Annotated in this window: 11 protein-coding genes; all 11 read right to left on the reverse strand. The window is 64.5% G+C overall.

Annotated features, from left to right (window positions below; translation table 11 throughout):
• Positions 1 to 13 precede the first annotated feature (13 nt).
• The 11 genes from HMPREF9153_RS10165 to gap all read right to left on the reverse strand — a co-directional run bounded on the left by HMPREF9153_RS10165 (position 14) and on the right by gap (position 12,109).
• Positions 14 to 2,521, reverse strand: coding sequence for an Rne/Rng family ribonuclease (locus tag HMPREF9153_RS10165; protein ID WP_417033769.1), 2,508 nt, complete (start codon positions 2,519 to 2,521; stop codon positions 14 to 16).
• Positions 2,522 to 3,088: 567 nt separating this feature from the next.
• Positions 3,089 to 3,829, reverse strand: a complete 741-nt coding sequence (locus HMPREF9153_RS10170; protein ID WP_004811746.1) for a TIGR03936 family radical SAM-associated protein — start codon at positions 3,827 to 3,829, stop codon at positions 3,089 to 3,091.
• Positions 3,830 to 3,831: 2 nt separating this feature from the next.
• Complete coding sequence (locus HMPREF9153_RS10175) at positions 3,832 to 5,784, reverse strand: TIGR03960 family B12-binding radical SAM protein (protein ID WP_004811747.1); 1,953 nt, start codon at positions 5,782 to 5,784, stop codon at positions 3,832 to 3,834.
• A gap of 43 nt (positions 5,785 to 5,827) precedes the next feature.
• Positions 5,828 to 6,244, reverse strand: coding sequence for a nucleoside-diphosphate kinase (ndk, locus tag HMPREF9153_RS10180; protein WP_004811748.1), 417 nt, complete (start codon positions 6,242 to 6,244; stop codon positions 5,828 to 5,830).
• Positions 6,245 to 6,276: 32 nt separating this feature from the next.
• Entirely contained in the window at positions 6,277 to 6,663 is a 387-nt protein-coding gene (locus HMPREF9153_RS10185; protein ID WP_015582954.1) for a DUF4233 domain-containing protein, read from the reverse strand.
• Entirely contained in the window at positions 6,660 to 8,120 is a 1,461-nt protein-coding gene (locus tag HMPREF9153_RS10190; protein WP_004811750.1) for a bifunctional folylpolyglutamate synthase/dihydrofolate synthase, read from the reverse strand. The genes HMPREF9153_RS10185 and HMPREF9153_RS10190 overlap by 4 nt, the downstream gene beginning before the upstream one ends.
• On the reverse strand, positions 8,117 to 8,473 hold the full coding sequence (locus tag HMPREF9153_RS10195; RefSeq protein ID WP_004811751.1) for an RNA polymerase-binding protein RbpA: 357 nt from the start codon (positions 8,471 to 8,473) through the stop codon (positions 8,117 to 8,119). Before HMPREF9153_RS10195 ends, HMPREF9153_RS10190 begins: the two co-directional genes overlap by 4 nt.
• A 116-nt stretch (positions 8,474 to 8,589) precedes the next feature.
• Positions 8,590 to 8,832 (reverse strand): preprotein translocase subunit SecG, encoded by a 243-nt coding sequence (secG, locus tag HMPREF9153_RS10200; protein ID WP_016667361.1) that lies wholly within the window; start codon positions 8,830 to 8,832, stop codon positions 8,590 to 8,592.
• 159 nt (positions 8,833 to 8,991) lie between these two features.
• The gene (gene tpiA / locus HMPREF9153_RS10205) at positions 8,992 to 9,771 is read right to left on the reverse strand and encodes a triose-phosphate isomerase (protein ID WP_004811753.1); all 780 of its coding nucleotides are present in this window, start codon (positions 9,769 to 9,771) and stop codon (positions 8,992 to 8,994) included.
• Positions 9,771 to 10,979, reverse strand: coding sequence for a phosphoglycerate kinase (locus HMPREF9153_RS10210; protein ID WP_036980172.1), 1,209 nt, complete (start codon positions 10,977 to 10,979; stop codon positions 9,771 to 9,773). The genes tpiA and HMPREF9153_RS10210 overlap by 1 nt, the downstream gene beginning before the upstream one ends.
• Before the next feature lie 122 nt (positions 10,980 to 11,101).
• Positions 11,102 to 12,109, reverse strand: a complete 1,008-nt coding sequence (gene gap / locus HMPREF9153_RS10215) for a type I glyceraldehyde-3-phosphate dehydrogenase (RefSeq protein WP_004811755.1) — start codon at positions 12,107 to 12,109, stop codon at positions 11,102 to 11,104.
• Positions 12,110 to 12,194: the final 85 nt, after the last annotated feature.

The raw sequence follows: 12,194 nt of genomic DNA on the forward strand, positions 1-12,194 counted from the left end.
TCCGGGCCCATCCTCACTTGGAATGGGACTTGCCAGAGGAGCCTTTGCGACCGCGTCCACGGCCCTTGGAACGCTCGCCACCATCGGCCGGGGCCTGGGAATCCACCGGCTTGTCGAAACGGTGGTAGCCACGGCCGCCACAGGCCTCGCACTCTTCGGTGAAGGCCTCGGCCAGGCCGGTGCCGATCTTCTTGCGGGTCATCTGGACCAGACCCAACGACGTCACCTCGGCAACCTGGTGGCGGGTGCGATCCCGTCCCAGGCACTCGGTGAGACGACGGACCAAGAGCTCACGGTTGGTCGGCAACACCATGTCGATGAAGTCGACGACGATGATTCCGCCGATGTCGCGCAGCCGCAGCTGACGGACGATCTCCTCGGCCGCCTCCAGGTTGTTGGCGGTGACGGTGGCCTCGAGGTTGCCGGCAGATCCGGTGAACTTGCCGGTGTTGACGTCGATGACCGTCATGGCCTCGGTGCGGTCGATGACCAGCGACCCACCCGAGGGCAGGTAGACCTTGCGCTCCAGGGCCTTGGCGACCTGCTCGTCGATGCGGTGCTCGGTGAAGGGGTCCTTGTCGGCGTCCTCCCAGTGGGTCAGGCGCGAGGCCATCTCCGGGGCGACGTGATCGACATAGGCCTTGATGGTGTCGTAGGCGTCGTCCGAGCCACCGTTGCCGGCAATGACGAGCTCGGAGAAGTCTGCGGTGAACAGGTCGCGGATGATGCGCACCGTCAGGTCCGGCTCCGAGTACAGCATGAGCGGCGCCTTGCTGGTGCTGGCCTTGCGCTCGATGACCTCCCACTGAGCCTTGAGACGGTTGATGTCGCGGACAAGATCCTCCTCGGTGGCTCCCTCTGCGGCAGTGCGCACGATGACGGAGGCATCCGACGGGATGTTGTTCTCGACGATCTTCTTGAGGCGCTTGCGCTCGGAGTCGGCCAGCTTGCGGGAGATTCCCGAGAGATGACCGCCGGGCGAGTAGACGACGAAGCGTCCAGGCACCGATATGTGGCTGGTCAGACGAGCACCCTTGGCGCCCACCGGGTCCTTGGTGACCTGCACCAGGACCTGGTCTCCCGACTTCAGGGCATGCTCGATGCGCTTGTCCTCACCCTCCTTGCCGTACTTGGCCCAGTCGACCTCGCCGGCGTAGAGCACGGCGTTGCGACCACGGCCGATGTCGATGAACGCGGCCTCCATCGAGGGCAGGACGTTCTGGACCTTGCCCAAGTAGATGCTGCCGATCGAGGACGCGGCCGAGGCACGGTCGACGTAGTGCTCGACGAGGACGCCGTCCTCCAGCACCGCCAACTGCGAGTACTCGTCGGACTGACGGACGACCATCTTGCGGTCCACCGATTCGCGGCGAGCCAGAAATTCGGCGTCGGTGATGACCGCACTGCGTCGGCGACCGGCGGCACGCCCCTCACGGCGACGCTGCTTCTTGGCCTCCATACGAGTCGAGCCCTCGATGCCGGTGACCTCGTCAGCCACCGACTGACGCGAGCGCGGCTCACGAACCTTGATGACGACCTCGCTGGGATCGTCGTCAGAACCGCTGATGTCCTCACCACGGCGGCGACGACGACGGCGACGACGACGGGTGGCATCCAAGTTCCGGGACTCCGAGCCATTCTCAGAGCTGTTCCCCGAGTCGTCATCGTCGTCCGACTCGTCCTCCGAAGAGTTGTCCTCGGTGTCCTCACTGCGCCGACGACGACGTCCGCCCCGACGACGGCGACGACGGTTCTGGCCTTCCTCCTCGGAGGTGGAGTCCTCGGACTCGGAGGTCGTCTCCTCCTCGACGGAATCAGCAGTCTTCTCGTCCGACTTCTCGTTCTTCTCGCCGGAGCTCTTTCCGCCCTTGCCCTTCTCAGGCTCGACCTCGGCTGCCCCCTCGGTCTTCTCGGCGGTCACCTCAGCGTGATTGCCAGCCTCGGACGGACGAGTGGCGCGACGACGACGCTTCTTCGGCACGGCGGCCTCTCCCCCGCCGATCTCGACAGCCAAGGAGTCGAGGATGTCACTGGCCGAGCGCTCCTCGCCGTCCTTGAGCCCGAAGGGATCGGCCAAGGTTCCCTCAACCTTGTGATTGCGGGCCTGAGCCTTGGCCTTGGTCAGCGCGGCATTGATGGGATCGTCGTCAGATCCCTTGTCCTTGGCACTCTTGTCATCCTTGGCGTCCGTGATGGTCGCCTTGCCCTCGGCATTTTCCTCGGACTTGTCAGAAGCCCGGGAGGACCGACGGCGAGTGGCGCGACGACGCTGGGAGGTGCCACGCTCGGTCTCGACGGACGGAGCGGTCTCGGATGCGCCACGACGGGTGGTGCGGGTCTCGGAATCATCGTTCGTCCCAGCGGCAGACTCGGTGCTGTCGGCCTCGGACGGGGACTCGTTCTCGGCGGCTGCACGGGTGCTCCTGGTCCTCGTCCGGGTGGACTTGGCAGCGGAGTCGCCATTGCGGCGGGTACGGGTGCGACGGGGCTTCTCAGCCCCGGCCGTCATCTCCTCGGACATCGTGTCCTCGGTCTTCGGCTCGGCAGCCTTGGGTTCCTCGACCTTGGGGGTCTCAGCCTTGGCGGCCTTGCGACGGCGTCCCATCGGAGGGCGAGGAAGGTCAGATGCCTCGGCATCGGAGGTGATGACGGAGCCGCCGGTACCGGCGGCGGTGATCGTCACCGAGGCGCTCTCGGTCTCGCCCTGGACAGGAGCCCCGGCAGGACGCGATGCGACCCGACGGCGTCGAGAAGCGGGAATCTCAGCGGTGGAATTCTCGTCAGAATTCAATGTGGTGTTGTCAGTCTCGTCGAGCATTGTGCTCTCCTTGGCCTTTCGGCACGGTCAGTGCCCACCCGGATACGGCCCTGCGAAAATCCTTCCGCAGACGTGTGCAAACGCCTCGCGCTGTACTGACGGCGTCATCCCCGGCATGGGGCAAAAGCTTTCGGTGAGCCCTCGAGTCCCCCGCGGTCGCCTCTCGGCGTCGCGGTAAGAACCGTCGAGTGGGGTGGCACCCCGTTCACCTGAGTCCCAGTATGTCACGTCACAGGGGTCGATGCCAGATACCGCACAGTGACGACGACGTCACCACACCGTCACGGCAACCCCGGAAAACGGGTCGGTCAGTACCGTCGAGACCCCGCTGGCATCCTCGACACAGGCACCCTGAGCCAGTCGCGTCGCCCGCGCGGCATCAACGTCCAGCGCCGGGCATTTCTCGGCCAAAGCACGCAGTACGTCGTCCGGACGAACCAGCGGAGTGACGTGACGCAGCATGAGCCGCAGCTTCCCGTCCCAGACGTCCAGACCGATGAGAGCTGCGCGGACGTCGAAGGTGCGCATACCGGACTTCGTCATCCGCTTCACCTCGACGGTCTCGGCTGCCATGACGGCCTCCACGGCCTCGGCCAGCCCTGCCACCTCACCAACGGGCGCGATGAGCCAGGCCGACGCTGTCAACAGTTCGGTGAAGGGGGTGCGATCAGTCTCGACAACCTCCAGCACCTCCATGCCGGGTGGCATTTCGGCGCCAAGGACCGTCAGGACCCTGTCCGGGTCGCAGATCTCGGCCAACGCCACCTCGAGGTACTCGGCCTCCGAGGCCGCCCCGGTGGCCGAGGCGTTGGCGTAAGAGATACGCGGGTGCGGGCTGAATCCCGACGAGTACGCCATCGGAATGTGGGCCCGGTTGAGAGCTCGCTCGAAGGCGCGGGCGAAGTCACGGTGAGAGGTGAACCTGGCGGTACCGCGCTTGGCGTACCGCATCCTCAGCCTCTGCTTCGGCGGGGCCTGCTGCTCGGGCTGCTTCTGGGCGCGCTTCGACATCGTCAGGCCTCCTTCGCCGGGGTGAGGTCAGGTTCGACCGGGGTCAGCGGGATGAGTGAATGACCTGACGGACCCACCTGGATCTCGGTGCCCATCTGCGGACACACCCCACAGTCGTAGCAGGGGTTCCAGCGGCAGTCGTCGACGGCCTCGCCGTCCAGGGCGTCCTGCCAGTCGTCCCACAACCAGTCGCGGTCAAGTCCAGAGTCAAGATGGTCCCAGGGCAGCACTTCCTCGTAATCACGCTCACGAGTGGTGAACCAGTCCAGGGAGACACCGAGCGGCTCGAGCTCCTGCTCACAGCAGGCCACCCACCGGTCGTAGGAGAAGTACTCGTTCCAACCGTCGAAAACTCCCCCGTCACGCCAGACGGCCTCGATCACCTTGCCGACCCGTCGGTCACCGCGCGAAAGCAGCCCCTCGATGATGCCGGGGCGCCCGTCGTGGTAGCGCATGCCGATGGACCGACCGAACTGGCGGTCAGCGCGAACGGAATCTCGCAGCACGGACAGACGGTGGTCGACCTCATCGGCAGAAGCCTGGGCGGCCCACTGGAAAGGGGTGTGAGGCTTGGGCACGAATCCGCCGATGGAGATCGTGCACCGAATGTCCTTGCGTCCGGCCGCAACACGACCGGCCTCGATGACGTGGGAGGCCATGTCGTGGATTCCCAGCACATCCTCATCGGTCTCGGTGGGCAGACCACACATGAAATACAGCTTGACCTGACGCCAACCATTGCCGAATGCGGTGGCAACGGTGCGGATGAGGTCGTCCTCGGTCACCTGCTTGTTGATGACCTGGCGCATCCGCTCCGAGCCTCCCTCGGGAGCGAAGGTGAGACCGGAACGACGACCATTGCGGCTCAGCTCGTTGGCCAGATCGATGTTGAAGGCGTCGACGCGAGTGCTCGGCAGGGACAGGGACACATTCGTCCCCTCGTAGCGATCCGCAAGCCCCTTGGTGATGTCAGAAATCTCCGAATGGTCGGCGCTCGACAGGCTCAACAGACCGACCTCTTCCAGACCGGTGGCCTGCAGGCCGTCATCGACCATCTGGGCGATGGTGTCGATGGATCGCTCGCGCACCGGACGAGTGATCATGCCCGCCTGGCAGAACCGGCAGCCGCGGGTGCAGCCGCGAAAGATCTCCACCGAGTAACGCTCGTGGACGGTCTCGGCGACCGGGACGATGGGCTTCTTCGGATACGGCCACTCGTCAAGGTCCATGACGGTGTGCTTGGAGACGGTGAACGGTGCCTCCGGACGATTAGGGGCAACTCGACCGATCGTTCCGTCGTCGAGGTATTCGACGTCGTAGAAGGAGGGCACATAGACCCCGCCAGTTTCGGCAAGCCTCACCAACAAACCTTCGCGTCCGCCCGGCCGGCCCTCCTCCTTCCAGTCCCGGATGATCTCGGAGATCTCCAGGGAGGCCTCCTCACCGTCCCCCAGGACGGCGGCGTCGATGAAGTCGGCGACGGGTTCGGGATTGAAGGCGGCGTGACCGCCGATGAGGACGATGGGGTCGTCGTCAGTGCGATCAACCTGATGAACGGAGATACCGGCCAGACTGATGGCATTGAGCATGTTGGTGTAGCCCAACTCCGTCGACAGTGAGACTGACATGACGTCGAAGTCGCGCACCGGCCGGTGACCGTCAAGGGTGAACTGAGGAATCCCAGCAGCCCTCATCTGCTTCTCCATGTCCGGCCACACCGAGTAGGTGCGCTCAGCCAGGATCCAGTCACGTTCATTGAGCACCTCGTAGAGGATGGCCACGCCCTGATTGGGCTGGCCAACCTCGTACGCGTCGGGGTACATCAGGACCCAGCGGACATCAGTGTCCTGCCAATCCTTGACGATGCTGTTGTGCTCCCCACCCACGTACTGGATGGGCTTGTTGACTCGGGCCAACAGCGGTTCAATCCTACCGAGGAGATCCTGGGTACTCACGAACGGTCATGGTAGGCGGTTCGGGCCGGATCACGGAATCAGATCACACCAGATCCGGGAACCAGATGCCGATCTCGCGCTCGGCGGATTCCGGACAGTCAGAGGCGTGGACGAGGTTGCGGTTCTTGAGCGTGCCGTAATCGCCACGAATTGTTCCTGGAGCAGCCTCTGCACAGTCGGTCTTGCCATTCATGGCGCGAACGACCTGGATGGCCTTGCGTCCCTCGAGCACCAGGGCGACCAGCGGCCCGGAGGTGATGAACTCCTCCAGCGGCGGGTAGTAGTCGCGTCCGACGTGCTCGGCGTAATGATTGGATGCAGTATCAACATCAATGGTGCGCAGCTCCATTGCGCGCACGATGAGACCCTTGGCCTCGTACCTGCTGATGATCTCGCCAATGAGATGACGCTCAACGGCGTCCGGCTTCAGCAGGACCAGGGTACGTTCCGTGTCAGTCATGGCCCCAACCTATCGCAGCGCGGATCGCGACCTCAGCGGACCTCGAGGTTTCCATCAATACGCCTACCCAGCACGATGATGGACACCCAAATCGCGGTGAAGACGATCCCGACGGCGTACATCATCGGGGTGGCCAGCCCCAGCAGGATTCCGAAGATCTGCAGGGCCCACGAGAGCAGGTATCCCCACGTGCGGGGGACGCCAACAGCGCAGAGGATCGAGATGACCATGCCGACACATCCCAGGACAACTGACATGGCCACACTGATGCCGGAGACCAGGATCATGCCCGGGATCGTCAGACCGAAGACGATGACCTCAAAGGCCAGGAAACTCACCACGACCTTCGTCATCGGGTTGCCCGCGGGCAGGGTGAGGAAGCTGCCTCTTGCGATCCCGGGCTGCGCGGCCATCGTCACCAACCTCCGTCGTCGTCATTCATGTCGGTGACCATGTCATCGTCAGGCAGTGGGTCGAGGCGCTGACCCTCCATCGCCTCGATCTGTTCCTGGGACAGGTCCGGGGTCTCGACGATGGCGGTCTGCGGAGCGTCGAGCATGGTGCCGTCAGGACGCAGGATCGCCCTGGCACGACCAGCCAACACGACCGATCCGGCGATGAGGACACCGGCCCCTGGCCCGGACGCATCTGCGATGCGGAGGGCTTCCTCGAGGGCCTCGGGGACGTCCGCGACCCGGGTGAGGTGGCCGTCATCCCAATGAGCCGAGGCCTTCTCCGCCAAGTCGTCAACACTCAAGGCACGCGGCAGGTCCGGCATCGAGGTGACGACGACGTGGCTCACCGAGTCCGACAGCACCGACAGTACCCCGTCGATGTCCTTGTCGGCCATTGCCGCCACGACAGCGATGAGGGGCTCAGTCTCGAAGGATTCGCGCATCCCGGCCATCGCCGACGTCGCTCCGTGAGGATTGTGGAAGGTGTCGAGGATGACGAGCGGAGACCGTCGGACGACCTCGAGACGAGCCGGAGCCTCCACAGCAGCCAAACCCTGCTCGATGATGGCGGGCTTGAGCGGCCCGGTGAGAGCCTCGGTCGCCGCAACAGCCTGGGCAGCGTTGTGAGCCATGTGTTCACCGAAGATCGGCAGGAACAGCTCCCCCAGCGGCCCGGAAGCAGTCTGGACACGCAGCACCTGGCCGCCGAGGCCACTGCGGCGGTCCAACAGGCCCCAGTCCGGGCCCTCCAGCAGCGGCTTGACGCCGGCGTCGGTGCACTGGGCAAGCAGGATCGGCGCGGCTTCCGGCTCCTGGCCAGCAATGACCGGAGTGCAACCTGGTTTGATGATTCCCGCCTTCTCGGCGGCAATTTTGTCGATGGTGTTGCCAAGGATGTGCATGTGGTCCATGGCGACAGGGGTGACGACCGCGATAGTTGCGTCCGCAACGTTGGTGGCATCCCAGCGTCCTCCCAGACCGACCTCGACCACAGCGACATCCACCGGGGCATCCGCGAAAGCTGCGAAGGCCATGGCCGTTACGACCTCGAAGAAGGTCATCTGGATGCCATCGATGTGCTGACCGTCAACCATGGCCACCATCGGCTCGATCTGACGCCAGGTCTCGTCGAACAGCTCGTGGCTGACGGGACGACCGTCGATGCAGATGCGCTCGGTGACGTCGACCAGATGTGGGGAGCAGTAACGTCCCACCCGCAGGCCGGCGGACCGCAGCAGCGAGTCAATCATGATGGCCGTCGATCCCTTGCCGTTGGTGCCGGCAATCTGGATGACGGGGCAGGCCTGCTGTGGATTGCCCAGCAGGTCGAGAAGGGCACGTTCCCGGTCAAGGCCGGGACCGATGCGATGCTCGGGCCAACGAGCGGTCAGCTCTGCCACGAGCTGGTCATGGCTGCTCAATAGATGACCTCGCCATCACGGCGACGCTGACGCAGGTTCTCCAGCGCCTCGGCGAGGATGGCAGCGGCCTCAGCCTCGCTACGACGCTCCTTCACATAGGCCAGATGGGTCTTGTAAGGCACGATCTTCGGCGGAGCAGGAGGATTCGCCTGGTCACGGTTAGCCGGCAGACCGCACTTCGGGCAATCCCAAGTGTCGGGGACCTCTGCCTCGGCCGAGAAGGCCGGGCGGATCACGTGGTGGTTGGCGCAGAAGTACGAGGCGTACTCACGGGGGGCAGCCTCGCCGCGCTCTGCCTCTCCCATGGGGCCGGCACCGACGCGACTTCCACGGATGGCGCTTCCACCTGACATTCGTTCACTCTCCTCGAAGGGGGGTCACAATACTGCCTGAGGGCAGCATCATTGGGGGCGGGAGGGATCAGCCCTCCCATGTGCTCCGGCGCGGCAGACTGCCGCCCGATTCCGGCTCAGGAATGGCTGTAGAGCACCAGCAGGACGATGATGGAGGCCAGCCACAGCAGGCCAATGACGACCGTCAGACGGTCAAGATTCCGCTCAGCCACGGAGGTTCCACCCATGGAGGTCGACACACCTCCACCGAAGAGGTCGGAGAGGCCGCCGCCCTTGCTCTTGTGGAGGAGGACGAAGAGGGTGAGGATGACGCTCAGCACGCACAGGATGATCGACATCGTCAGCACGGGCCAGGTCATGAGGGGAGCCGAAATCACGTCGTACAGGGTAACTCACGAGCCGCCAGATCCCCACATCGAGCCCCGGAACTATGCGCGAAGTGTGCATACACATCAACGCAGGGACGAAACGACCCCCGCACCGAGTGGTGCGGGGGTCGTCGTTGAACTTGTTGCGGATCAAGCCTCGTAGAAGGTCACGATCTTGGAGAAGTCACCAGCCTTGAGCGAAGCGCCGCCCACCAGGGCGCCGTCAACATCAGGCTTGGCCATGATCTCGGCGACGTTGGCCGGCTTGACCGAGCCGCCGTACTGGATGCGCACGGCCTCGGCGGTCGGGGCGCCGTAGAGCTCCTTGACGGCCTCGCGGATGGCCTGGCAGACCTCCTGGGCGTCGTCAGCGGTGGCGGTCTCGCCGGTGCCGATGGCCCAGATGGGCTCGTAGGCGATGACGAGCTTGGCGACCTGCTCGGCGGAAATGCCGTCGAGGTCAGCCTTGATCTGGCCGACGGTGTGCTCGACGTGCTTGCCGGCCTTGCGGACCTCGAGGTCCTCACCACAGCAGATGATCGGGGTCATGCCATTCTCGATGGCCTTCTTGGCCTTGACGTTGACCAGCTCGTCGGACTCGTTGTGGTACTCGCGACGCTCGGAGTGACCAACGACGACGTAGGAGCAGCCCAGCTTCGACAGCATGGTGCCGGACACCTCACCGGTGTAGGCGCCGTCGTCGTGAGCGGAGATGTCCTGGGCGCCATAGGCGATCGGCAGCTTGTCACCATCGATAATGGTGGCCACGGAGCGGATGTCGGTGAACGGCGGGATGACGACGGCCTCGGACTTGGAGGAGTCGTATCCGGCAGCCTTGAGGGCCTCACCGAGATCCTGGACGAGGGAGGTGGCGGCAACGTGGTCGAGATTCATCTTCCAGTTGCCGGCCATGATCGGGGTACGAGACATCAGTTGTTCTCCTTGAGGACTGCGATTCCGGGCAGCTCCTTGCCCTCCATGAGCTCGAGGGAGGCGCCACCACCGGTGGAAATGTGACCGAACTGGTCGTCGGCGAAGCCGAGGGCGCGAACGGCGGAGGCGGAGTCTCCACCGCCAACCACCGAGAGGCCGTCGACCTCGGTGAGAGCCTGAGCAACGGCCTTGGTGCCGAGCTCGAGACCCTTGATCTCGAAGACGCCCATCGGGCCGTTCCAGAACACCGACTTGGCGCCCCTGATGGCCTCGGCGTAGGCCTTCTCGGTCTCCGGGCCGATGTCAAGGCCCATCTTGTCGGTCGGAATGGCGTCAACGGGCACGACGTCGACCTGGCCGACGGTGTGGGCGTCGAAGTCGACGTCAGAGGCGACGCGGACGTCGGTCGGCAGCAGGATCTGCTTGCCAGCGGCCTTGGCGGCCTCGAGGTACTTCTTGCAGGCCTCGACGGAGTCATCGTCGACCAGCGACTTGCCAACCTCCAGGCCCTGGGCCTTGAGGAAGGTGAACAACATGCCGCCACCGACGACAAGGGTGTCGGCAACCTTGAGCAGGTTGTCGATCACGGCAAGCTTGTCGGCGACCTTGGCACCACCGAGGACGACGACGAACGGACGCTTCGGGTCGGCGGTCAGGCCCTCGAGGACCTCGACCTCCTTGGCGACCAGGGAGCCGGCAGCGCTCGGCAGCAGCTTGGCGACGTCGTAGACGGAAGCCTGCTTGCGATGCACGACACCGAAGCCGTTGGAGACGTAGAACTCACCGAAGGAGGCGTACTTCTTGGCGAGCTCGGTGCGCTCAGCCTCGTCCTTGCTGGTCTCGCCCTTCTCGAAGCGGACGTTCTCGACCAGAGCGATCTCGCCGTCGGCGAGGGACTCGGAGGTCTTGGTGGCGGACGGGCCGACGACGTCCTCAGCGAGCTTGACGTCAAGGTTCATGAGCTCGCCCAGACGCTTGGCAACCGGGGCCAGAGAGTACTTGGGGTCGACGGCACCCTTGGGACGACCGAGGTGGGCGAGCACAGTGGTGCGCGCGCCGGCCTCGTGCAGCTGGGTCAGGGTGGGCAGGGCGGCCTTGATGCGGCCGTCATCGGTGATCTTGTCCCCGTCGAGCGGGACGTTGAAGTCGCAACGGATGACGACGCGCTTGCCGCGCAGGTCTCCGAGATCCTCAACAGATTTCATGTGGAAGCCCTTTCTTGAGGCGATGGTCGTGAACGACGTTTCACGAGCGTCGTGGCCCGGGTACGGATGACGGCCCCGCGCCCGCATGGGCACGGGGCCGTCATCAGCTCACGATGGTGAGATCAGGCAAGCTTGCTGGCGACGAGCTTGGTGAGGTCAACCAGACGGTTGGAGTAGCCCCACTCGTTGTCGTACCAGGAGAGGACCTTGACGAGGTTGCCGATGACCTTGGTCTCGGTGGCGTCGAAGATCGAGGAGTGCGGGTCGCCCTCGATGTCCTTCGACACGATCGGATCCTCGGTGTAGGCCAGGATGCCCTTCAACGGACCCTCAGCAGCCTTCTTGACGGCAGCCTGAACCTCCTCGACGGTGGTCTCCTTGGAGGTCTGGAAGGTCAGGTCGGTCAGGGAGCCGGTCGGAGTCGGGACGCGGACGGCGAGGCCGTCGAACTTGCCCTTGAGCTCCGGCAGGACCAGGGCCACGGCCTGGGCGGCACCGGTCTTGGTGGGGATCATGTTGAGGGCGGCAGCGCGGGCGCGACGCAGATCCTTGTGGGGGGCGTCCTGCAGGCGCTGGTCACCGGTGTAGGCGTGAACGGTGGTCATGATGCCGCGCTCGATGCCGAAGGCGTCGTTGAGGACCTTGGCCAGCGGGGCGAGGCAGTTGGTGGTGCACGAAGCGTTCGAGATGACGTTGTGCTTCTCGGTGTCGTAGTCGTCGCTGTTGACGCCCATGACGAAGGTGCCGTCGACGTTCTTGCCGGGAGCGGAGATGATGACCTTCTTGGCGCCAGCCTCGATGTGGGCCTTGGCCTTCTCGCCATCGGTGAAGAGTCCGGTGGACTCGACAACGATCTCAGCGCCGAGCTCCTTCCAAGGGAGGTCAGCGGGGTTGCGCTCGGCAAGGACCTTGATGGTCTTGCCGTCAACGGTGATGGAGTCATCGTCGTAGCTGACCTCACCGGAGAAACGACCCATGATGGAGTCGTACTTCAGGAGGTGGGCCAGGGTCTTGGTGTCGGTGAGGTCGTTGACGGCCACGACCTCGAGGTCAGCACCCTGCTCGGAGAGGGCGCGAAAGAAGTTACGGCCAATGCGGCCAAACCCGTTGATACCAACCTTGACGGTCATTAAGGAATCTCCTCCAGATGAGGTTTGTGCGTTCAGCACTCGGACATCTCCAAGCATAGCGACCAAGGGCAATGAACAAAGCCCT

Origin of the sequence: Cutibacterium avidum ATCC 25577 (genome assembly GCF_000227295.1) — a bacterium.
Lineage (GTDB): Bacteria > Actinomycetota > Actinomycetes > Propionibacteriales > Propionibacteriaceae > Cutibacterium > Cutibacterium avidum.